22 protein-coding genes are annotated in these 22304 nt (G+C 67.9%); 16 read left to right on the top strand and 6 right to left on the bottom strand.

Going from position 1 to position 22304, the window contains the following annotated elements; genetic code table 11:
• Positions 1-100 precede the first annotated feature (100 nt).
• The gene (locus CEK66_RS07960; RefSeq protein WP_017916291.1) at positions 101-844 is read right to left on the bottom strand and encodes a hypothetical protein; all 744 of its coding nucleotides are present in this window, start codon (positions 842-844) and stop codon (positions 101-103) included.
• Positions 845-1055: 211 nt separating this feature from the next.
• On the opposite strand from CEK66_RS07960, the gene aceF reads away from it, so the two are divergent.
• From aceF to CEK66_RS07945, 3 genes are all read left to right on the top strand, one after another.
• A complete protein-coding gene (gene aceF, locus CEK66_RS07955; protein ID WP_152236503.1) occupies positions 1056-2807 on the top strand; it encodes a dihydrolipoyllysine-residue acetyltransferase in 1752 nt (583 codons plus the stop codon).
• A 132-nt stretch (positions 2808-2939) separates the two neighbouring features.
• Entirely contained in the window at positions 2940-4739 is a 1800-nt protein-coding gene (gene lpdA, locus CEK66_RS07950) for a dihydrolipoyl dehydrogenase (RefSeq protein ID WP_152236502.1), read from the top strand.
• Between the two features lie 61 nt (positions 4740-4800).
• Positions 4801-5088: a hypothetical protein gene (locus tag CEK66_RS07945; protein WP_150411109.1), complete on the top strand. Its 288-nt coding sequence runs from the start codon at positions 4801-4803 to the stop codon at positions 5086-5088.
• A gap of 135 nt (positions 5089-5223) precedes the next feature.
• Here CEK66_RS07945 and CEK66_RS07940 read toward each other — a convergent pair whose 3' ends face one another.
• The gene (locus CEK66_RS07940; protein WP_017911696.1) at positions 5224-6036 is read right to left on the bottom strand and encodes a hypothetical protein; all 813 of its coding nucleotides are present in this window, start codon (positions 6034-6036) and stop codon (positions 5224-5226) included.
• 448 nt (positions 6037-6484) lie between these two features.
• Between CEK66_RS07940 and CEK66_RS07935 the strand changes: the two genes are divergently transcribed.
• The 10 genes from CEK66_RS07935 to CEK66_RS07890 all read left to right on the top strand — a co-directional run bounded on the left by CEK66_RS07935 (position 6485) and on the right by CEK66_RS07890 (position 14918).
• Complete coding sequence (locus tag CEK66_RS07935; protein ID WP_152236500.1) at positions 6485-6850, top strand: ATP synthase subunit I; 366 nt, start codon at positions 6485-6487, stop codon at positions 6848-6850.
• Between the two features lie 26 nt (positions 6851-6876).
• Positions 6877-7671, top strand: coding sequence for a F0F1 ATP synthase subunit A (atpB, locus tag CEK66_RS07930; protein WP_017910289.1), 795 nt, complete (start codon positions 6877-6879; stop codon positions 7669-7671).
• 77 nt (positions 7672-7748) lie between these two features.
• Positions 7749-8048: a F0F1 ATP synthase subunit C gene (gene atpE, locus CEK66_RS07925; protein ID WP_010340497.1), complete on the top strand. Its 300-nt coding sequence runs from the start codon at positions 7749-7751 to the stop codon at positions 8046-8048.
• 114 nt (positions 8049-8162) lie between these two features.
• Positions 8163-8633 (top strand): F0F1 ATP synthase subunit B, encoded by a 471-nt coding sequence (locus CEK66_RS07920; protein ID WP_017910291.1) that lies wholly within the window; start codon positions 8163-8165, stop codon positions 8631-8633.
• A gap of 1 nt (position 8634) precedes the next feature.
• Entirely contained in the window at positions 8635-9162 is a 528-nt protein-coding gene (locus CEK66_RS07915; RefSeq protein ID WP_017910292.1) for a F0F1 ATP synthase subunit delta, read from the top strand.
• Between the two features lie 147 nt (positions 9163-9309).
• Positions 9310-10857, top strand: a complete 1548-nt coding sequence (gene atpA, locus CEK66_RS07910) for a F0F1 ATP synthase subunit alpha (protein ID WP_026143773.1) — start codon at positions 9310-9312, stop codon at positions 10855-10857.
• A gap of 116 nt (positions 10858-10973) precedes the next feature.
• Entirely contained in the window at positions 10974-11837 is an 864-nt protein-coding gene (gene atpG, locus CEK66_RS07905) for a F0F1 ATP synthase subunit gamma (RefSeq protein ID WP_152236499.1), read from the top strand.
• Positions 11838-11959: 122 nt separating this feature from the next.
• Positions 11960-13366, top strand: a complete 1407-nt coding sequence (atpD, locus tag CEK66_RS07900) for a F0F1 ATP synthase subunit beta (protein ID WP_152236498.1) — start codon at positions 11960-11962, stop codon at positions 13364-13366.
• A 174-nt stretch (positions 13367-13540) separates the two neighbouring features.
• Positions 13541-13963 carry a F0F1 ATP synthase subunit epsilon gene (locus CEK66_RS07895; protein ID WP_019796279.1) on the top strand — a complete coding sequence of 141 codons (423 nt, stop codon included), beginning with the start codon at positions 13541-13543 and terminating at the stop codon, positions 13961-13963.
• Positions 13964-14372: 409 nt separating this feature from the next.
• The gene (locus CEK66_RS07890) at positions 14373-14918 is read left to right on the top strand and encodes a chorismate mutase (RefSeq protein ID WP_152236535.1); all 546 of its coding nucleotides are present in this window, start codon (positions 14373-14375) and stop codon (positions 14916-14918) included.
• 365 nt (positions 14919-15283) lie between these two features.
• Here the strand turns inward: CEK66_RS07890 and CEK66_RS07885 are convergent, their stop codons facing one another.
• Positions 15284-15667, bottom strand: coding sequence for a GtrA family protein (locus tag CEK66_RS07885; RefSeq protein WP_160946287.1), 384 nt, complete (start codon positions 15665-15667; stop codon positions 15284-15286).
• A gap of 140 nt (positions 15668-15807) precedes the next feature.
• Between CEK66_RS07885 and glmU the strand changes: the two genes are divergently transcribed.
• The 3 genes from glmU to CEK66_RS07870 all read left to right on the top strand — a co-directional run bounded on the left by glmU (position 15808) and on the right by CEK66_RS07870 (position 18115).
• Entirely contained in the window at positions 15808-17175 is a 1368-nt protein-coding gene (gene glmU, locus CEK66_RS07880) for a bifunctional UDP-N-acetylglucosamine diphosphorylase/glucosamine-1-phosphate N-acetyltransferase GlmU (protein WP_017910299.1), read from the top strand.
• 3 nt (positions 17176-17178) lie between these two features.
• Positions 17179-17700 (top strand): GNAT family N-acetyltransferase, encoded by a 522-nt coding sequence (locus tag CEK66_RS07875; protein WP_152236497.1) that lies wholly within the window; start codon positions 17179-17181, stop codon positions 17698-17700.
• A 100-nt stretch (positions 17701-17800) separates the two neighbouring features.
• On the top strand, positions 17801-18115 hold the full coding sequence (locus CEK66_RS07870; RefSeq protein ID WP_226978535.1) for a hypothetical protein: 315 nt from the start codon (positions 17801-17803) through the stop codon (positions 18113-18115).
• 158 nt (positions 18116-18273) lie between these two features.
• On the opposite strand, the gene CEK66_RS07865 is transcribed toward CEK66_RS07870, so the two are convergent.
• The 3 genes from CEK66_RS07865 to CEK66_RS07855 form a co-directional block, all read right to left on the bottom strand.
• Positions 18274-19629, bottom strand: coding sequence for a HAMP domain-containing sensor histidine kinase (locus CEK66_RS07865; RefSeq protein WP_017916671.1), 1356 nt, complete (start codon positions 19627-19629; stop codon positions 18274-18276).
• Positions 19626-20963 carry a sigma-54 dependent transcriptional regulator gene (locus tag CEK66_RS07860; RefSeq protein ID WP_152236496.1) on the bottom strand — a complete coding sequence of 446 codons (1338 nt, stop codon included), beginning with the start codon at positions 20961-20963 and terminating at the stop codon, positions 19626-19628. The genes CEK66_RS07865 and CEK66_RS07860 overlap by 4 nt, the downstream gene beginning before the upstream one ends.
• A gap of 102 nt (positions 20964-21065) precedes the next feature.
• On the bottom strand, positions 21066-22286 hold the full coding sequence (locus CEK66_RS07855) for an FtsX-like permease family protein (RefSeq protein WP_152236494.1): 1221 nt from the start codon (positions 22284-22286) through the stop codon (positions 21066-21068).
• Positions 22287-22304 lie beyond the last annotated feature (18 nt).

The raw sequence follows: 22304 nt of genomic DNA, 5'->3' as shown, positions 1-22304 counted from the left end.
GGCTATCCCGACAGCGCTGGCGCGGCCGAAGCCACTCTTGCGAAACAGCGCGATGTGGCAAAACAGGCGATTGGCGGCGCGCTGGCATTGCGTCCATGGATCAGCGCCGCGCGCGCAGGCGCAGCCACAGCGTCTGCAGCGCCAGCACCGCGGCCAGCAGCAAGGCCACCCACGCCGCGCTCTGCGCACCGGCCAGCGTGCTGGCGGCCTGTTTGGCATAGACCGCGGCCAGCGCCCACAGCGCCGCCGCCGCGTAGGCGAGGTTGCCGCGCATGGCCCGGTTCATGCCCAGCAGCAGCACCGCCGCCAGCGCGAACAGCACCAGGCTCCACGGCAGCATCCGTTCGGTCGAGAGCCAGCGGTAGGCCACGATCACCTGCGCGGTGTTCAGGAATGCCGCCAGCGACAGCCAGCCGGCGTGCAGCGACAGCGGCAGCCAGGCCCACAGGGTCTGGCCGGATTCGGGGGCGGGATCGCGCGACAGCCGCAGCGCGGCCAGCAGCATCGCCGCCAGCGCGGTCCAGATCACCGCCAGCGCCAACAGGAAGTGCTGCTGCGAGAACACCGGCATCCACGCCGCCGTCAGCGCGAAGCCCAGCGCCGCCGGCGCCCGCACCTGCGCCAGCGCGCTGACGCGACGGCGCCGCGCGCTGGATTGCCACAGGCCGAAGGCCAGGTCGAGCAGGAAGATCACACCCCAGATCGCGAAGGCGTAGCCGGCGGCGACGATCAGGGTCGGGTAGCGGTCGGAGATGGCGCCGTTGGTCGGGCCGAACGCGCCACGTTGCGAGAACCAGGCGACCAGCGGCATCGCCAACGCCATCAACAGCACCAGGATCCGCATGCCTGCCCTCCGGAAATCTGCGGCGAGCCTAGCCGTGGCCCCGTGAAGGCGGTGCACCGGCGATGGCTGCGCAACATGCGCCGGCGTACTGTCCGCCGGCAGTGGCGCTCCCTGCAGGCGATCGGGCTTTTTTGCCCGCCAAAGGTTGGCGCTGCGGCTGCGGGCCGCCACAATAGGGGTTTCCCCCTCATTAGTTGCCGGAGTTCCCCGCATGGCCGAAATCAAGGAAGCACTTGTCCCCGATATCGGTGACTACAGCGACGTCCCGGTAATCGAAGTGCTGGTGGCCGTCGGCGACACGGTGAAGAAAGACCAGAGCCTGGTCACCCTGGAATCGGACAAGGCGACGATGGAAGTGCCGTCGCCGTTCGCCGGCGTGGTCAAGGAGATCAAGGTCAAGGTCGGCGACAGCCTGTCCGAGGGCAAGGTGGTGGCGCTGATCGAAGTGGCCGAGGGTGGCGCCAGTGCCGCGCCTGCGGCCGCCAAGGCCACGCCCGCGCCGGCCCAGCAGGCCGCCGCTCCGGCCGCCGCGCCCGCGCAGAACGCGGTCAAGCCGGCCCCGGCCGCGGCCGCGGCCGCGGCGACCGGCGTGGTCGAGGCGCGGGTGCCGGACATCGGCGACTACAGCGACGTGCCGGTGATCGAGGTGCTGGTCGCGGTCGGCGACACGGTCAAGAAGGATCAGGGCCTGGTCACCCTGGAGTCGGACAAGGCGACGATGGAAGTGCCCTCGTCGGTGGCCGGCGTGGTCAAGGAACTCAAGGTCAAGGTCGGCGACAGCCTGTCCGAGGGCAAGCTGGTGGCGCTGATCGAGGTGGCCGGCAGCGATGCCGACGCGCCGGCCGCGTCCGCGGTCCAGCCCAGCGCCGAGACCGGCGGCGGCGTGGAGCCGGTGCCGGCCTCGTCCGCGCCGGACAAGCTGGCCCAGCGCGAGATCGCCCAGGTCCAGGCCACGGCGCCGGCCAAGGCCGCCGCGCCGTCTGCCACCCAGAGCAGCCCGCCGGTGGCGTTCGACGCCGACAGCGTGCTGCCGCAGAAGGTGCCCTATGCGAGCCCGGCGGTGCGCGTGTTCGCCCGCGAACTCGGCGTGGACCTGTTCCAGGTCAGCGGCTCGGAGCAGGGTGGCCGCATCACCAAGGACGACGTGCAGCGCTACGTCAAGGCGGCGCTGTCCGGCGCCGCGCCGGCCGCCGCCGGTGCCGCGCCCGCCGCGGGCGGCAATGGCCTGAACCTGCTGCCGTGGCCGAAGGTGGACTTCGCCAAGTTCGGCGAGGTCGAGGTCAAGCCGCTGTCGCGGATCAAGAAGATTTCCGGCGCCAATCTGGCGCGCAACTGGGCGATGATCCCGCACGTCACCCAGTTCGAGCAGGCCGACATCACCGACCTGGAAGCCCTGCGTGTGGCGTTGAACAAGGAGAACGAGAAGGCCGGCATCAAGCTGACCATGCTCGCCTTCCTGCTCAAGGCCAGCGCCGCGGCGCTGAAGCAGTTCCCCGAGTTCAACGCCTCGCTCGATGCCAGCGGCGAGAACCTGACCCTGAAGAAGTACTTCCACATCGGCTTCGCCGCCGACACCCCGAACGGGCTGGTGGTGCCGGTGATCCGCGACGTGGACAAGAAGGGCGTGGTCGAGCTGGCGCGCGAGAGCGGCGAGCTGGCCAAGAAGGCGCGCGACGGCAAGCTCGGCCCGGCCGACATGAGCGGCGGCTGCTTCTCGATCAGCTCGCTCGGCGGCATCGGCGGCACCGCCTTCACCCCGATCGTCAATGCGCCGGAAGTGGCGATCCTGGGCGTGTCCAAGTCGTCGATCCAGCCGGTCTGGAATGGCAAGGAATTCGCGCCCAGGCTGATGCTGCCGCTGTCGCTGAGCTACGACCACCGGGTCATCGACGGCGCCGCCGCCGCGCGCTTCACCACCTACCTGAGCCAGGTGCTGGCGGACATGCGCCGCGTGCTGCTGTAAGCCCTGTCGTCACGGCGCCGCGTCCGTCGCGGCGCCGGTTTTCCCCCACCTGCGCGCGCCGCCTGTTTGCGCGGTCGCGCCGACGAACTGCAAACGCCCCTCGCCGCGGCGAAGGGCCACAGGAGAAGCTGCATGGCGGTCATTGAGGTCAAGGTCCCGGATATCGGCGACTACAGCGACGTTCCGGTCATCGAGGTGCTGGTCGCCGTCGGCGACACGGTGAAGAAGGACCAGGGCCTGGTGACGCTGGAGTCGGACAAGGCCACGCTGGAAGTGCCGTCCGCGGCTGCCGGCGTGATCAAGGAACTGAAGGTCAAGCTCGGCGACACCCTCTCCGAGGGCGCGGTGATCGCGCTGCTGGAGACCGCCGATGGTGCCGCCGCCGGCGCGCCCGCCGCGGCCCCGGCCGAAGTGCCGGCCAGCAAGCCGCCGGTGGCGCCGTCGCACCGCGCCCCGGCCGAGCCGCCGGCACCGAAGCCGGCGCTGGCCAGCGGCAAGCCCGCCGACATCGAATGCAAGATGGTGGTGCTCGGCGCCGGCCCCGGCGGCTACACCGCCGCGTTCCGCGCCGCCGACCTGGGCCTGGACACGGTGCTGATCGAGCGCTACGCCAGCCTCGGCGGCGTCTGCCTCAATGTCGGCTGCATCCCGTCCAAGGCGCTGCTGCATGCGGCCGCGGTGATCGACGAGGTCGCCCATGCCGGCGATTTCGGCGTGGACTTCGGCAAGCCCAAGATCACCCTGGACAAGCTGCGCGAGTACAAGGAAAAGGTGGTCGGCAAGCTCACCGGCGGCCTGGCCAGCATGGCCAAGCAGCGCAAGGTGCGCACCGTCACCGGCGTGGCGTCGTTCGTGTCGCCGAACGAGCTGGAGATCGTCGGCGCGGACGGCAAGACCCAGTTGCTGCGTTTCGAGCACTGCATCGTCGCCGCCGGCTCGCAGGCGGTGAAGCTGCCGAATTTCCCGTGGGACGACAAGCGGGTGATGGACTCCACCGACGCGCTGGAACTGCAGGAGATCCCCAAGACCCTGCTGGTGGTCGGCGGCGGCATCATCGGCCTGGAAATGGCCACCGTGTACAGCGCGCTGGGCAGCAAGGTCACCGTGGTCGAGTTCATGGACCAGCTGATGCCGGGCGCGGACAAGGACCTGGTCAAGCCGCTGGCCGACCGCTTGAAGAAGCAGGGCGTGGAGGTCCATCTCAAGACCAAGGCGGCCGAGGTCAAGGCCGATAAGAAGGGCATCACCGTGACCTTCGAAGCCGCCACCGCGGGCGAGACCCCGGCGCTGGCCGCCACCACCTACGACCGCGTGCTGGTCGCGGTGGGTCGCGCGCCCAACGGCAAGAAGATCGGCGCCGACAAGGCCGGCATCAACGTCACCGAGCGCGGTTTCATCCCGGTCGACCGGCAGATGCGCACCAACGTGCCGCATATCTTCGCCATCGGCGACATCGTCGGTAACCCGATGCTGGCGCACAAGGCCACCCACGAGGGCAAGCTGGCCGCGGAAGTGGCCGCCGGCGAGAAGAAGGAGTGGGTGGCGCGGGTGATCCCGTCGGTGGCCTACACCAACCCGGAAATCGCCTGGGTCGGCGTCACCGAGACCGAGGCCAAGGCCAAGGGGCTGAAGGTCGGCGTGGCCAAGTTCCCGTGGGCGGCCAGCGGCCGCGCGATCGGCATCGGCCGCACCGAGGGCTTCACCAAGCTGATCTTCGACGAGGAGACGCACCGCATCATCGGCGGCGCGATCGTCGGCGTGCACGCCGGCGACCTGCTGGCCGAGATCGGCCTGGCGATCGAGATGGGCGCGGAGGCCGAGGACATCGGCCACACCATCCACGCGCATCCGACCCTGAGCGAATCGGTCGGCATGAGCGCCGAGGTCTACGACGGCACCATCACCGACCTGTACATCCCGAAGAAGAAGTGACGCCGCCCGGCGCGACCGTGCCGCTGCGTGCGGTGCGGTCGCGGCCGTGGTGAATCCACGCATGGAGGTTGCCGTGGGGCAGGGCACCCTATGTCCCGAACTGCAGGCGCTGCTGCAGCGCGAACTGGCCAGCGGCAACCGCATCGCCGAGCCGCCGCGCCGGACCGACTGGCCGCATCCGGGCTCGGTCTTCGTGTCGCTGAAGCGCGATCTGCGCAGCGACGTGGCGGCGTTGCCGGCGACGGTGCAGCATGCGATCTGCACCGATCCACACTACGGCTGGCACGACGAGTGCTACTGCTCGACGCACCAGCATCTGCTGGTGGCGGGAGCGACCAAGCCGCCGTGAGCCTGTGTCGGCTGCCGCAGTCGCTGCCACCGCCTCTGCGATCTGCCGCGCACCCCGTTGAACGACAAAACCCCGCATCGCTGCGGGGTTCTGCATGGAACTGCTCGCGGGTCCCGGGTTCCGGGTCCCGAAAGATCAGAACGCGAAGGTCACGCCCGCGACCGGACCCTTGAACTCCTGCTTCAGGCCGATCGCGGCGTTGCCGCCCTTGCGGTCCACGTCGAGCTTGAACCAGTCGTAGCCGGCAAAGATGCCGAAGTTGCGGGTGAAGCGATACTCGGCGATGGCGTTGGCGCGGCTCAGGTCGCCGTCGTATTTCTTGAAATCGCCCCACTTGGTGTTGACGTACTGCCCCTGCACATTGAACAGCCAGTGTTCGTTCGGGTGCGCGGTGAAGCGCAGGCCGACCACCGGCGCGGCGCCGTCGTCGCTTTCGTCGACGAAGGTGCCGGTGTACAGCGGGCCCAGGTCGGCATAGGCCTTGCCGTTGACCTTGGCCCACTCGGCACCGAGCTGCAGGCCCATGCTGAACTGCGGCGTATCGATCACCGAGTAGTCGTACACCAGGCTGGCGACCTGATATTTCAGTTGGCCCTTGACGAAGCTGCCCGACGGCACGGTGACGCCGCCATAGCTGACGTCCTGGCCCAGCTCCTCGCGGCGGTCCTTGTCGTACTTGAAGTAGTCGAAGATCAGGCGCTGGCGGGTGCTGATGCGGAACACGCCGTCCACGCGCGGCTCCCACTCCTTGCCGCCCAGCTTGAAGTCCTGCGACCCGGAGATGGCATTGCCGTTGATGACGGTGTTGCCGCGCAGGGTGTTGTTGTTGTCGACGTTCATCGCGCCCAGGCGCAGGGTGAAGCGGTCGTCGCCGTCTTCGGCGTGGGCGGGCAGCGCATAAGCGGCGGCGAGCGCGCACGGCAGTGCCAGGGCAAGCAAGTGTTTCATGGGGGGGCAAGCTCCGTCGTCTTGGGATTTTTTTGGATGGGGCGTCGATGGCAGGGCCACCGCGTGCCGTCACTATCCTTAAATTCGCGTCCACCATTCGTGAAGGTATGGTGGCGCGGGCCGCCACGCCCGTCCCAGAACGCGCAACGAAAAGAGCCCCGGGAGGACCGGGGCTCGGTGGGTCTGCGCTGTGGGCCGACGAGGATGGGCGCAGTCCCTGTCCGATCAGACAGCGCAGTGGACAGAAAGTTCCTCCGCAAAGGCGTGCTGCAACGCCGCATTCGGCGCCGGCGGCGGGCGGTGGCCGTGTTATCGTCTACGGGCGGATGGGCATTCGGACGCGGTCAGGACCCCTGGCGGTTGTCTCGCAAATTGTCCCATTGCTATAATTCCGCGGCTCGACGGACGCGAAGACGTCCTCAATCCACCACCAATTGCAGGATTTTCTGTGCTGAACTCCGTTGATGCGGGTCGGCGGCTGATGCTGCGCGCAGCGATTTACCCGCTGGTGGCGGTGGCCGTGGTGTCCCTGCTGTTCCTGCTGCTGGGACCGAAATACGCGATGGGCGCCGCCGCAACCGGGCTGGCGACCGTGGCAGGGGGATGGGTGGCCGCACGCACCGCGCTCAATGGCGGCGTGCAGGCGGCGGGTTCGGCGCTGGCGCGGTTGATCGCGGCCATGGTGCTGAAGTGGGTGTTGGTGTTCGCGGTGCTGGCGCTGGGCTTTGCCTGGTGGCGGTTGCCTCCTCTGGCCCTGTTGGCGGGTATCGCCGTCGGGCTGATGTTCCAGGTTCTGGCTCTGGCCAGGCGTTGATCGAATCAAGAAAAGGCTCAGGACTCATGGCGGGCGAGGCAGAAACCCCTACCTCCTACATCCAGCACCATCTGCACAACCTCACCTTCCAGGTGCAGGAAGGCGGGTTCTGGCAATTGCATGTCGACACCCTGGTGATGTCGCTGCTGATGGGCCTGCTGATGGTGTTCGGCTTCTGGCTGGCCACGCGCAAGGCCACCGCGGGCGTGCCCGGCAAGTGGCAGGCGTTCGTGGAAATCATGCTGGAGTTCGTCGACCGCCAGGCCAAGGACACCTACCACGGCACCAGCAAGCTGGTGACCCCGATCGCGATCACCCTGTTCTTCTGGATCCTGTTGATGAACCTCATCAAGATGATCCCGGCGGACTTCCTCGCGATCCCGCTGGGCTGGGTCGGCGTGCACTACTGGAAGCCGGTGCCCACCGCCGACGTCAATGCCACCCTGGGCATGTCGATCAGCGTGTTCTTCCTGATGCTGTTCTTCTCGCTGCGCTCCAAGGGCGTGGGCGGGATGACCAAGGAATTCCTCACCGCGCCGTTCGGCAAGTGGATGCTGCCGTTCAACCTGATCCTCAATATCGTCGAATGGCTGAGCAAGCCGGTGTCGCTGGCGATGCGACTGTTCGGCAACATGTTCGGCGGCGAGATCGTGTTCCTGCTGATCTGGGTGCTGGGCGGTGCCGGCATCCTCGGTGCGCTGGCCGGCGGCGCGTTCGGCTTCGGCTGGATGCTGTTCCACCTGCTGGTGATTCCGCTGCAGGCGTTCATTTTCATGATGCTGTCCATCGTGTACCTGAGCCTGGCGGAAGACAGCCACTGACGTTTCTGTTTCACGCGTTCTAAGCAACCCTTCGTTCGATTCACCATCCTCAAGCAACTTTGTTCCTGGAGAAAACCATGTACTTCGCCGTCCTGACCAACCTCGCCCAAGTCCAGAGCTCCACCGTCCTCGCCGTCGGCATCATGATCGGCCTGGCCGCGCTGGGCGCCGGCCTCGGTCTGGCCATCATGGCCGGCAAGTTCCTGGAATCGGCCGCGCGCCAGCCGGAACTGATCCCGGTGCTGCAGGTCCGCATGTTCATCACCGCCGGCCTGATCGACGCCGCGTTCATCATCAGCGTCGCGGTCGGCCTGCTGTTCGCGTTCGCCAACCCGATGATCGGCGAGTTCGTCGCGCGTCTGCCGCAGGGCGGTTGATCCCGTCGTACCGGCGTGCGGTCGCCATCGGCGGCCGCCGCTACGGATGAAGGTTCGGACGCGTCGCCGTGCTGGCGGCGCGTCCACCCCGTCACCATTGGCTGAGCGTACCCCATGAATATCGGTCTCACCCTCTTTGCCCAGGCGCTGGCGTTCGCCGGTCTGATCTGGATCGTCGCGACCAAGATCTGGCCGCCGCTGATGCAGGCCATCGAAGAGCGCCAACAGAAGATCGCCGAAGGCCTGGCCGCCGCCGATCGCAGTCAGAAGGATCTGGCGCAGGCGCAGGAAAAGGTCAACGAAGCGTTGAAGGACGCCCGCATCAAGGCCAACGAGATCATCGATCAGGCCCATGCGCGCGCCAACCAGATCGTCGAGGCGGCCAAGCACGAGGCGATCGTCGAAGCCAACCGGCAGAAGGAACTGGCCCAGGCCGAGATCGACGCCGCGGCCAACCGCGCGCGCGAAGACCTGCGTCGCCAGGTGTCGCTGCTGGCGGTGAGCGGCGCCGAGAAGCTGCTCAAGCGCGAAATCGACGCCAACGCCCACAAGGCGCTGCTCGACGAGCTGGCGGCGGAGATCTGAGATGAGCCAGGCCCTCACACTGGCGCGTCCCTACGCTCGCGCCGCGTTCGCCGCGGCCAGCGACGCCGGCAAGCTCGCGCCCTGGTCGCAGGCGCTGGCGTTCTCCGCCCAGGTCGCCGCCGACCCGCGCGTGGCCGCGCTGCTGCACAACCCGCTGCTGCAGCGGGAGCAGGCGGTGTCGCTGCTGGCGCCGGAAGCGGCCGATGAGCAGTACCAGCGCTTCCTGAGCCTGCTGGCCGAAGGCCAGCGGCTGCCGCTGCTGCCGGAGATCGCCGGGCTGTACGACCAGCTGCGGGCCGAGGCCGAGCGCGTGGTGCAGGCCAACGTGACCTCCGCGACGGCGCTGAGCGATGCCGAGGTGGCCTCGCTGAAGGTGGCGCTGAAGCAGCGCTTCGGCCGCGAGGTCGAGATCACCACGGCGGTGGACGCTTCGCTGATCGGCGGCGCGGTGATCGACGCCGGCGACGTGGTCATCGACGGTTCGTTGAAAGGCAAGCTGTCGCGTCTGCAATCCGCACTGGCCCACTAAGAAACGGGAATGGCGAATAGAGAGGAGAGAACCCGGCCCGGCGGCGACGCCACCCGCGATTCCCGATTCCCCATTCCCGATTCTCAAAGAAGCTAACCACACGTCGCCATCCGCCGCTGCGCGATGGACGATCCGAAGGAAACCAAGATGGCAACCACGCTCAACCCCTCCGAAATCAGCGAACTGATCAAGAACCGCATCGAGCAGGTCAAGCTGGCCGCGGAGTCGCGCAACGAAGGCACGGTCACCAGCGTGTCCGACGGCATCGTGCGCATCTTCGGCCTGGCCGACGTGATGCAGGGCGAAATGATCGAACTGCCGAACGACACCTACGCCCTGGCGCTGAACCTGGAGCGCGACTCGGTCGGCGCCGTGGTGCTCGGCGACTACGAGAACCTGCGCGAAGGCGACGTGGCCAAGACCACCGGCCGCATCCTGGAAGTGCCGGTCGGCAAGGAATTGCTGGGCCGCGTGGTCAACGCGCTGGGCGAGCCGATCGACGGCAAGGGCCCGCTGGGCACCAGCCAGACCGCGCCGGTGGAGCGCGTGGCGCCGGGCGTGATCTGGCGCAAGTCGGTCGACCAGCCGGTGCAGACCGGCTACAAGTCGGTCGACGCCATGATCCCGATCGGCCGCGGCCAGCGCGAGCTGGTCATCGGCGACCGCCAGACCGGCAAGACCGCGCTGGCCATCGACGCGGTGATCAACCAGAAGAACACCGGCATCAAGTGCGTGTACGTGGCGATCGGGCAGAAGGCCTCGACCGTCGCCAACATCGTGCGCAAGCTGGAAGAGAACGGCGCGCTGGCGCACACCATCGTGGTCGCCGCGACCGCTTCCGAATCGGCGGCGATGCAGTACATCAGCGCCTACGCCGGCTGCACCATGGGCGAGTACTTCATGGACCGCGGCGAAGACGCGCTGATCGTGTACGACGATCTGTCCAAGCAGGCCGTGGCCTACCGCCAGATCTCGCTGCTGCTGAAGCGCCCGCCGGGCCGCGAAGCCTACCCGGGCGACGTGTTCTACCTGCACAGCCGCCTGCTGGAGCGCGCCGCGCGCGTGTCCGAGGAGTACGTGGAGCAGTTCACCAAGGGCGAGGTCAAGGGCAAGACCGGTTCGCTGACCGCGCTGCCGATCATCGAGACCCAGGCCGGCGACGTGTCCGCGTTCGTGCCGACCAACGTGATCTCGATCACCGACGGCCAGATCTTCCTGGAGACCGACCTGTTCAACGCCGGCATCCGCCCGGCGGTGAACGCCGGTATCTCGGTGTCGCGCGTCGGCGGCGCCGCGCAGACCAAGATCATCAAGAAGCTCTCCGGCGGCATCCGCATCTCGCTGGCGCAGTACCGCGAGCTGGCGGCGTTCGCGCAGTTCGCCTCGGACCTGGACGAAGCCACCCGCAAGCAGCTCGAGCGCGGCCAGCGCGTCACCGAGCTGATGAAGCAGAAGCAGTACATGCCGATGTCCATCGCCAACCAGGCGCTGTCGATCTACGCGGTCAACGAGGGCTACCTCGACGATGTGCCGGTCAACAAGCTGCTGGCGTTCGAAGAGGGCCTGCACGCCCACTTCGCCAACACCCAGGGCGAGCTGATCGCCAAGGTCAACGACACCGGCGACTGGAACGGCGACATCGAGGCCGCGTTCAAGAAGGGCATCGGCGAGTTCAAGACCACGGGCAGCTGGTAAATCAGTTGCCGGGAATCGGGAATAGAGAATAGGGAATCGTAGGAGCGGGATCCGGGCTTGCCCATTCCCGATTCTCCATTCCCCATTCCCACGAAGCGAGCAAAGCGAGCGAGAGCATGGCAGGCGGACGCGAAATCAAATCCAAGATCAAGAGCGTGCAGAACACCCGCAAGGTGACGCGCGCGCTCGAGATGGTCTCGGCTTCCAAGATCCGCAAGGCGCAGGATCGGATGAAGACCTCGCGTCCGTACGCGCAGGGGATGAAGCAGGTGATCGGGCATCTGGCGCAGGCCAGCACCGATTACACGCATCCGTTCCTGGTGCAGCGCGAGTCGGTCAAGCGCGTCGGCTACATCGTGATCTCCTCCGATCGCGGCCTGGCCGGCGGCCTGAACAACAACCTGTTCCGCAAGATGCTGGGCGAAGTGCGCCAGTGGCAGGACCAGGGCGCGGGCGTGGACGTGGTCACCATCGGCCAGAAGGCCTCGGTGTTCTTCCGCCGGATCAAGGTGGACATGGTCGGCAGCGTCAGCCACCTCGGCGACCTGCCGCAGCTGGAGCAGTTGATCGGCGTGATCAAGGTGATGCTGGACGCGTTCACCGAAGGCAAGCTGGACCGCGTGTATCTGGTCTACAACCGCTTCGTCAACACGATGACGCAGAAGGCCAGCTTCGACCAGTTGCTGCCGCTGCCGGCGGCCGAGAGCCAGGTCGCGCACCACGACTGGGACTACCTGTACGAACCCGATGCCGCGAGCGTGCTCGAGCACGTGATGACGCGCTACATCGAGTCGCTGGTGTACCAGGCGGTGCTGGAGAACGTGGCGTCCGAGCATGCGGCGCGCATGGTCGCGATGAAGGCGGCCAGCGACAACGCCAGCAAGCTGATCAGCACCTTGCAGTTGGTCTACAACAAGGCGCGTCAGGCTGCGATCACCCAGGAAATTTCCGAAATCGTCGGCGGCGCAGCCGCTGTGTAGCCGGGAATGGGGAATGGAGAAACGGGAATGGTCGAAGCAGCAGCGCTTGATCTTCCCATTCCCGATTCCCCGTTCCCCATTCCCGACACCAGATTCGCATAGACATTAGTGGAGTTATCCAAATGAGTCAGGGCAAGATCGTTCAGATCATCGGCGCGGTCGTCGACGTCGAATTCGCGCGGGCCGATGTGCCGAAGATTTACGACGCACTGAAGGTCGAAGGCACCGCCATCACGCTGGAAGTGCAGCAGCAGTTGGGCGACGGCGTCGTGCGTACGATCGCCCTCGGCTCCACCGACGGCCTCAAGCGCAACCTGGTCGCCACCAACACCGGCCGTGCGATCTCGGTGCCGGTCGGCGCCGGCACGCTGGGCCGCATCATGGACGTGCTGGGTCGTCCGATCGACGAGGCCGGCGACGTGCAGGCCACCGACCATTGGGAAATCCACCGCGCGGCGCCGACCTACGAAGACCAGTCCTCGGCCACCGAGCTGCTGGAGACCGGCATCAAGGTCATCGACCTGATGTGCCCGTTCGCCAAGGGCGGCAAGGTCGGCCTGTTCGGCGGCGCCGGCGTCGGCAAGACCGTCAACATGATGGAACTGATCAACAACATCGCCAAGGCGCACTCGGGTCTGTCCGTGTTCGCCGGCGTGGGCGAGCGTACCCGCGAGGGCAACGACTTCTACCACGAGATGAAGGACTCCAACGTCCTGGACAAGGTGGCGATGGTGTACGGCCAGATGAACGAGCCGCCGGGCAACCGCCTGCGCGTCGCGCTGACCGGCCTGACCATGGCCGAGTACTTCCGCGACGAGAAGGACGCCTCGGGCAAGGGCAAGGACGTGCTGCTGTTCGTCGACAACATCTACCGCTACACCCTGGCCGGTACCGAAGTGTCGGCGCTGCTGGGCCGCATGCCGTCGGCGGTGGGCTACCAGCCGACCCTGGCCGAGGAAATGGGCGTGCTGCAGGAGCGCATCACCTCGACCAAGTCCGGCTCGATCACCTCGATCCAGGCCGTGTACGTGCCCGCGGACGACCTGACCGATCCGTCGCCAGCGACCACCTTCGCCCACCTCGACGCCACCGTCGTGCTGTCGCGTAACATCGCTTCGCTGGGTATCTACCCAGCGGTGGATCCGCTCGATTCGACCAGCCGCCAGCTGGACCCGAACGTGATCGGCCACGAGCACTACGACACCGCCCGCCGCGTGCAGTCCACCTTGCAGAAGTACAAGGAACTGAAGGACATCATCGCGATCCTGGGCATGGACGAACTGTCGGAAGAGGACAAGCAGGCCGTGTCGCGCGCGCGCAAGATCGAGCGCTTCTTCAGCCAGCCGTTCCACGTGGCCGAGGTGTTCACCGGCTCGCCGGGCAAGTACGTGTCGCTGAAGGACACCATCCGCGGCTTCAAGGCCATCGTCGACGGCGAGTACGACCACCTGCCGGAGCAGGCCTTCTACATGGTCGGCGGCATCGAGGAAGCGGTCGAGAAGGCCAAGAAAATGGCCGAGAAGGCCTGATCTGGACGCCGGCCGCAGGCGGCCGGCATCCGGGAATGGGGAATCGGGAATAGAGAATCGTCAAGGCGGGACAACTGGAATCTGATGCATCGCGTACTGGTTGAGAGAAGGCAGACTGCTTCTCCCCATTCCCGATTCCCGATTCCCGATTCCCGCCTCACCCAGTGAGGCACCATGAGCACCATCCGTTGCGACATCGTCAGCGCCGAGCATGAGATCTACCACGGCGACGCCACCCTGGTGGTCGCGACCGGCGAGCTGGGCGAGCTGGGCATCGCGCCCAAGCACGCGCCGTTGATCACCCGGCTCAAGCCCGGCAAGGTGGTGGTGACCACCCCGAGCGGCGAGCAGCTGGATTTCGCCATTTCCGGCGGCATCCTCGAGGTGCAGCCGCAGGTGGTGACGATCCTGGCCGACACCGCGATCCGCGCGCAGGACATCGACGAGGCGTCGGTGCGCAAGGCCAAGGAAGAAGCCGAGCGCCTGCTCGCCAACCGCGGCGAAGGCATGGACGTGGCCGAGGCACAGGCCAAGCTGGCCGAGGTCACCGCGCAGTTGCAGGCGCTGGAGCGCCTGCGCAAGAACCTCAAGCACTGAGTTCACCGCCCCGCGGCCTGATGGCCGCATGCGACAACGCCGGCGTTTGCCGGCGTTGTCGTGTCTGGGAGATGGGGGTCTCCTTCGCACGCCACCTCTGCGTGCATGTGGGGGATCACCTCGCGGATCCGGCTTGCCGCTCTTTGTGACGCGCAGGCGCATTGGATCGCCGCGAAGATCGCATTCCTGCGGCGTAGCCCGAGATGGAGCTGGACTGCGACGCAGCGCACGGCGCTGGCTTGCTGGTCGCTGACTCGGCCGCGCTGGCATGCGACAAGACGCGGGTGCGGTCATCGTGCGGTCGGTGGACTGCGGCAAGATGGCCGCCCGATCTGCGGTTCATCCCCCACCCGCAGACGGTTACCGGAGAACCGAGATGAGCCTGTCCGCTGCCGTTCCTCGTCCCTGCATGCATGCGCTGACCGCCGTGCTGGCCGGCGCCCTGTTGATGGGATGCGCATTGCCCGCACGCAGTGCCACCCCACTGGAGCCGCTGCTGGATCGCATCGTCGAGCGCAATGCGATCGGCGACCAGGTGGCGCTGAGCAAGTGGGACAGCGGCAAGCCGGTGCTGGATGCCACGCGCGAGGCCGCGGTGCTGGCCAGCGTGCGCGATCAGGCGCCGGCCCACGGCGTGGATCCGGACGATGCGGCGCGTTTCTTCGGCATGCAGATCGAATCCAACAAGCTGGTGCAGTACGAACTGCTGTCGCGCTGGCACCTGCGCGGCCGCGCGCCCAACAGCCCGCGCCCGGACCTGACCGCACTGCGCGCGCGCCTGGACCAGCTGCAGGGCGAGATGCTGGACGCGTTGCAGGCCAGCGCGGCGGTGCGCCAGGCCCCGGACTGCTCGGCCACGACCGCGCGCGCGGCCGAGGCCTATGCGCTGCGCTGGCAGCTCGACCAACTGCACCGCACCGCGCTGGTGCGCAGCCTGGGCGATTTCTGCCATTGAGTCGTCAGCCGCCAGCGCCAGCGGCGCGCTGGCGGCGCCCGAAGCGGCACCGGAGCCGTTCGGGCGCTCTGCAGGCCCGAGCATGCTGGCCGTCCAGGCTGCGCTCGTCGCAACTGATCCCACAAAAGAGGACACGAGTCGCTCCCACAAGAACGTGCGGCGAACGCGCCGGATGCACTGTGGGAGGGACTTCAGTCCCGACGCATTGCGCCATCAAAAGCAGGCCACTTCGCGCGCCGCCGCCGCATGACAGGCGACCCACCCAGCATCCGCCGGACCCGTGTGGGAGCCGCTTTAAGCCGCCGTCGCGATGGGCGCCGACCGCGTAGATCGGTCATGCCCGATTGCCGCCACGCGTGCCAGCGCTAGCGATACACCAACTGCCGTCCCAGGAAGAACGACACCACCGCCAGCATGCCCTCGACCAGCGGCTTGGCCAGCCAGGCCAGGCGCAGGCCCAGGGCGTGGGCGCACAGCGCCACCAGCCAGGTGCTGAGCGCGGTGAGCACGAGCCACATGGCCATGAAGCGGCCGAAGCGGCGCCAGCCCAGCCGCGCGTCGTCGCCGTTGGCGAAGGTGATGCGGCCGTTGAGCCAGAACCCGAGCAGGGCGCCGCAGACGCGGCCCAGCACGTTGCCCGGGACCGTCGGCATGCCGGCCGCGGTGGCGGCGACGAACACGCTCCAGTCGACCAGCAATTGCAGCAGGCCGATCAGCAGGAACTGGCTGCCCTGGCGCAGGAGACCCATGAACATCCACAGGAGAAGACGATCGCGCATGCTAGCGCCTGCGGCGCGGATGTGCAGCCCGCCGCGTGTGGCGCGGTCGTGACGGCAGGCGTGGCCGGCAGCCTCTAGAATTCGTCGTCCACCCGCACCGGAACCGCCCCATGAGTCTGCCCCTGCACGTCGTGATCCTCGCCGCCGGCGCGGGCAAGCGGATGAAGTCGGTCAAGCCCAAGGTGCTGCAGCCGATCGCCGGCCGGCCGATGCTGGCGCATGTGATCGAGACCGCGCGCCAACTGCAGCCGGACGCGATTCACATCGTCCATGGCCACGGCGGCGAGGCGGTGCTGGCGGCGTTCGCCGACCAGCCGGACCTGCTATGGGCCGAGCAGGCGCAACAGCTGGGCACCGGCCACGCGGTGCAGCAGGCGATGGCGGCCGTGCCCGACGCGGCCACGGTGCTGGTGCTGTACGGCGACGTGCCGCTGATCCGCGCCGAGACCCTGACCCGCCTGCTGCATGCGCCCGGTCGCGTCGCGGTGCTGGTGGCCGAGCCGGAGGATCCCACCGGCTACGGCCGCATCGTGCGCGATGCCGCCGGCAAGGTCGCGGCGATCGTCGAGCAGAAGGACGCCGACGACGAGCAGCGGCGCATCCGCACCATCAACACCGGCATCGTCACCGCCGAGTCCACCGCGCTGAAGCGCTGGCTGGCGCAGTTGCGCAACGACAACGCGCAGGGCGAGTACTACCTGACCGACGTGTTCGCCGCCGCCGCCGCCGAGTTCACCCCGGCCGAGATGGTGCTGGTGGCCGACCCGATCGAGGCCGAGGGCGCCAACGATCCGTGGCAGCTGGCGCAACTGGAACGTGCCTGGCAGTTGCGCGCGGCGCGTGCGTTGTGCGAGCAGGGCGTGCAACTGATCGACCCGAACCGCCTGGACCAGCGCGGCCGCGTGCGCGCCGGCCACGACGTGCGCATCGACGCCAACGTGATCCTGGAAGGCGAGGTGGAACTGGGCGACGGCGTCAGCATCGGCCCGTTCGTGCGCTTGAAGGACGTGGTGCTGGGGCCGGGCACCGAGGTGCGTGCGCATTGCGACCTGGAAGGCGTGGTCGCCGAGGGTGCGGTGCAGATCGGCCCGTTCGCGCGGCTGCGCCCGGGCACGGTGCTGGCCGACGGCGTGCACATCGGCAACTTCGTCGAGACCAAGAAGGCGGTGCTCGGCGTCGGCAGCAAAGCCAATCACCTGACCTACCTCGGCGACGCGACCATCGGCAGCGGCGTCAACGTCGGTGCCGGGGTGATCACCTGCAACTACGACGGCGTCAACAAGTCGCAGACGGTGATCGGCGATGGCGTGTTCGTCGGCTCCAACAGCGCGCTGGTGGCGCCGCTGGAGATCGGCGACGGCGCCACCATCGGCGCCGGCTCGGTGATCACCCGCAGCGCGCCGGCCGGCAAGCTGAGCGTGGCACGGGTGCGGCAGGAAACCGTCGAAGGCTGGAAACGCCCGGGCAAGCGCGACTGAGGCATGGCCGGGCGCATTCGTCTGGCGCGCGCGCAGGAGTTGGCGCGATTGCCGGAGATCGAGCGGCGCGCCGGCGCCCTGCTGCAGGGACATCCGGCGCAGGCCGTGTTCGCGGCGCACGGACTGGATGCGGAGGCGCTGCGCGCCGGACTGGCGCGCAAGCAGTTGTGGGTCGCGTTGGACGAGGACGAACGTTGCGTCGGCTATCTGCTCGGCGGGCGCCTGGACGACGGCTTCCACGTGCAACAGATGGACGTGGATCCGTGCTACGGGCGCCGCGGCCACGGTCGTGCGCTGCTGCGGCATGCGCGCGCCGCCGCGGCAGCTGCTGGTTTTCAATGCATGCTGCTGACCACCTTGCGCGACGTGCCGTGGAATGCGACGTTCTACGCCAGCGAAGGCTTCGTCGAGATGCCGCCTACGCAGTGGGGTCCGCAGTTGCGCGCGACTTGGCGACAGGAAGCCGCACTCGGCTTCCCGATGCACCTGCGGGTGGCGATGCGTTGTCCGCTGCCATCGCGCTGAGCCTCGCGGCCGGGTCGTCGATGCTGCCGGGGTAGCGCTGATACTGTATACAGATTGAAGCGCGGCAATGATGCCGCGACGGTCCAATCCAGGGGGGATCATGAAGCGACTTGTCGTGGCGTCAGTGCTGACGCTGCTGAGTTTTCAGGCGCCGGCGTTTGAGCGCGTGCATGCAAAGGTCAGCAAGTTATATTCGGAATCCAATCGATTCACCCTCGTCGTCGCCGATAGCGACATTCCGCAGCAATGCGGCGGTGTGTTCTATGAGGTCTACCGCGACGAAGCGACGCCCCACTTCAAGGAACTGTATTCGCTCGCCCTGGCTGCGTTCACCAGCAAGGCCAATGTCGAGATCGTAGTCAAGGGCTGCGCCGACGTCGATCGCGCCGTGATGGACCACATGGCGATCTACTGAGCCACTGCGCCCGACGTGTCCTGGATGCGCGCCGCTGAATCGTAGCGCTTTTGCTTGAACGGAACGTAGCGCGACGGTCACGGCTTGGCTAGGTGCGCTCATGCTCTTCGGGTCCCGGGTCCCGGCGCTCAATCCCCAATCCCCAATCCCGAAAAAAATCAGCCCCGCTCCCCCTGCGGCAACTGCACCGTCACGCACAGTCCGCCTTCGTCGCGGTTGTGCAGCGACAGGCGGCCGCCGTGGGCTTCGACGATCTCGCGGGTCAGGGCCAGGCCCAGGCCGGTGCCGTTGCGCTTGGTCGAGTAGAACGGCATCAACGCGTTGTGCAGCACCGCCTCGTTCATGCCGCTGCCGCGGTCCAGTACTTCCAGGCGCAGCCAGTCCGGGCGGGTGGACACGCGCACGCGCACGCCATCGGCCGGCGTCTGCCCCTCGGGCAGGGATTCGTGGGCGTTCTTGACCAGGTTGAGCAGGGCCTGCTGCAGTTGCGCCGGATCGACCCGGCTGTGCAGGTCCGGCGATTCCAGGTCCAGCGCGAACGGAATCTGCTGCTGCAGCCCGGCCAGGAATTGCGCCCAGTGCACCGTCTGCAGTTGCGGCTGCGGCAGCTTGGCGAAGCGCGCATAGCCGCGGATGAAGCCTTCCAGGTGCCGCGCGCGTTCCTCGATGGTGCCGAACACCTCTTCCAGCCGCTCCACCTTCTGCCGCCGCACCAGCTCGGCGCCGGAGTGCGCCAGCGAGGCGATCGGCGCCAGCGAGTTGTTGAGCTCGTGGCTGATCACCCGGATCACCTTCTTCCAGGTGTGCACTTCCTGGCGGCGCAGTTCGGCGGTGAGCAGGCGGATCAACAGCAGTTCGTGCGGGCGGCCGTTGAGATGGAAGCGGCGCTGCGACAGGTGGTAGATTTGCTCCTCCTCCGGGTCCTCGTCGCTGCCTTCGATGGCGAACAGGCTGTCGCCACCGCGCGAGATCGCCTCGCGCAGCGGCGCCGGCACGCCCAGCAGCAGGTCGTCCAGGCGCTGTCCTTCCAGCTTCCAGCCGCTGTGCAGCAGCTTGCGCGCGGCCAGGTTGGAGAACACCACGCGGCGCAGGCCGTCGCCGCCCTTGGAGGTGAGCAGCATCGCCACCGGGGTGTTCTGCACCATGGTGTCGAGCATCAGCTCGCGCTGCGCCAGGCCCTGGCGCTGTTCGCGCAGGATCTCGCCCAGTTGCGCGTGCGCGGCGACCATCTCGCCCAGTTCGTCGTCGCCGCGCCAGTGCACGCCGAAGTTGTATTCGCCGTCGCGGTAGCTGCTGACGGTGCCGGCCAGGGCGCGGAACAGCGAGCGCATCGGCGCGGTGGCGCGGCGCAGCGTCCACCACATCAACAGCAGCAGGGCCAGCGCCGAGGCCGTGACCACTTCCCAGCCGCGGTCCATCCAGTAGGCCAGCAGCCACGGCAGGGCGGCGGCCAGCGCCAGCACCGGCAGCAGGCGCAGGAACAGCATGACGGTGAAGGAGCGGCGCAGTTTCATTCGCGTGGGATGCCGTAGCGGTCCATGCGCCGGTACAGCGCCTGCCGGCTCATGCCCAGTTCGGCGGCGGCCTGGGCGATGACGCCATGGGCGCGGCCCAGTTCCGCCACGATGCGTTCGCGGTCGGGTTCGGCGGCGGCGGCCGCGCGCGGGGCCGCCGGCTTGGGCAGGTTGAGGTCCGCCGCCTCGATCTGCGCGCCGCCGGCCAGCAGTTCGGCGCGCTGCACCACGTTGCGCAGTTCGCGCACGTTGCCGGGCCAGGCATGGCGCTGCAGCGCCTGGCAGGCGCCGGCCGACAGCGGCTTGTCGCCGGAAAGGAAGTGTTCGGCCAGCGGCACGATGTCGCCGGGGCGCTCGGCCAGCGCCGGCAGCGACAGTTCCACCGCGTTGAGCCGGTAGTACAGGTCCTCGCGGAAGCTGCCGTCGCGGATCATCGCGGTCAGGTCGGCATTGGTGGCGCTGATCACCCGCACCTTGACCTGCCGCTCGCGGTTGGAGCCGAGCCGTTCGAACCGGCCGGTCTCCAGCACCCGCAGCAGCTTCATCTGCCCGGCCAGCGACAGGTTGCCGATCTCGTCCAGGAACAGGGTGCCGCCGTCGGCGGCCTCGAACTTGCCCTCGCGCACCTTGTTGGCGCCGGTGTAGGCGCCGGCCTCGGCGCCGAACAGCTCGGCCTCGATCAGTTCGGCCGGGATCGCGCCGCAATTGAGCGCCACGAACGGGCCGCGCCGTACCGAGGAGTTGGCCTGGATGATCTGCGCGATCTTCTCCTTGCCGCTGCCGTTGGGGCCGGTGATCAGCACCGGCAGTTCCGAGCGCGCCACCTGGCAGGCCAGGGCGATCGCGCGCTCGCTGGCGGGATCGGCGAACACTGCGCCGCACAGGTCGTAGCGCTGCGCCAATTGCTGGCGATGGCGGCGCTCGCCGTCGCGGCGGCGTTCCAGTTCGCGGCGGGTCTCGGACAGCTCCAGCAGGTTGTTGACGGTGGTCAGCAGCTTGCGGTCGTCCCAGGGCTTGGCCAGGTAGTCGGCGGCGCCGGCCTTGACCAGCTCCACCGCGCTGCTGAGCTGGGTCCAGGCGGTCAGCAGGATCACCGGCAGATCCGGATGGCGCGTGCGGATCGCCTCGAACAGGGCCACGCCTTCCTCGCCGGAGGTGGTGTCGGCGGTGAAGTTCATGTCCTGCAGGACCAGATCGATGTCGCCCTCGCCCAGGCGCTGCAGGCCGGCCTGCGGGCTGTCGGCATGGACGGTGTCGATGTCGTGCAGGGAGAACAGCACTTCCAGCGCGGTGGCGACCGCAGGGTTGTCGTCGATGATCAGCAGGCAGGGCATCGTGCACCTTGGGCGCGGCGGGACACGCCGGCGGAGAAAAACGGATAAGGCGGCATCATCGCAGCCCGCGCGCGGCTTGTCGTGCCTGCGTGCATCGGCGGCTCAGACACTGCGCGTGGCCACCGCCGGCGGCACCGCCGCGGCGCGACGTGCGGGCGGCAGCACTGCGAGCTGGCCGAGCAGCCACAGCACCACCGCGCCGACCGGCAGGTACCACAACGGCAGCCGCGGCAGCTCGTAAGCGCTCATCAGATACAGGTTGGCGGCATAGGCCAGCAGCATGCCGAGGACGATGCCGGCGCTGGCGAGCAGGAAGTTCTCCAACTGGAAATGCCGCAGGATCTGCGTGCAGGTAGCGCCGAGCGCGCGGCGGATGCCGATCTGCTTGGTGCGCTGCTGCACCCAGAAACTGGTCAGGCCGACGATGCCCAGGGCGGTGACCAACAGCAGCAGGACGCAGACGCCGACCAGGAGCCAGGCCATCGCCTGGTCGTCGCGGTAGTAGTCCGCGCGTGCTTGTTGCAGGGTCTTGCCGCCGTTCACCATCCGCCGTGGACCGTGTTGCGACAGCGTCGCCTTGGCTTGCCGCAGCACTGCCTCGCGCTGCGCCGGATCGCGCACGCGCAGCAGGTAGGTGCCGCGATCGTAGGGAACGTTCACCGGGAACAGCATCGTGTCCTCGTACTGGCCGACGTTCCCTCCTTCGCGGGGTTGCACCAGGCGTTGCACCACGCCGACGATGCGGTGTTCGCCGTAGACGTAGATGGTGCGGCCCACCGCGTTCTGGCCGGGGAACAGGCGTTGCGCCAGCGACTGGCTGAGGATGACCGAGGGCGGGATGCGCTTGGCCACCGGATCGCGCAGTTGCGCGTCGTCGATGAATTCGTCGTCCGCGAAGCGGCGCCCTGCGACCAGATGCAGCCCCAGGGTATCGAGCAGCCGCGCGTCGCCGAAGTACTGCACCGCGTGCAAGGTGCTGCGTTCCTGGTCCGGGCGCAGCGACACGCCGCTGTAGCCGAGCGAATCGCCGAACAGCGGCTGGTTGATGATGCTGGCCTCGCGCACACCCGGAATGCGGCGCAGCGCGTCCAGGTCGGCGCGGGTCTGCGCTGCGCCATTGCCGTCGCTGACCACGCTGCGGCTGCGCAGTTGCACCAGTTCCTGCTCGGCGGCACCGCTGGGCCGCTGCATGCGCTCGAGCCGCTGATCGATCAGGAACAGCGCGTTGCAGACGACGGCGCAACTGAAGGCGATCTCCAGCACGATCAGGCCGGCGGCGACGCGGTGCTTGCGCAGACTGGAGAGGATGGGATGGAGGGACACGGTGGGAGTTCCTGGCGG

Source organism: Xanthomonas sp. LMG 12460 (genome assembly GCF_009192895.1).
Lineage (GTDB): Bacteria > Pseudomonadota > Gammaproteobacteria > Xanthomonadales > Xanthomonadaceae > Xanthomonas_A > Xanthomonas_A sontii.
Note: the sequence above shows the minus strand (reverse complement) of the source record. Positions and strands in the feature narration are given on the sequence as shown.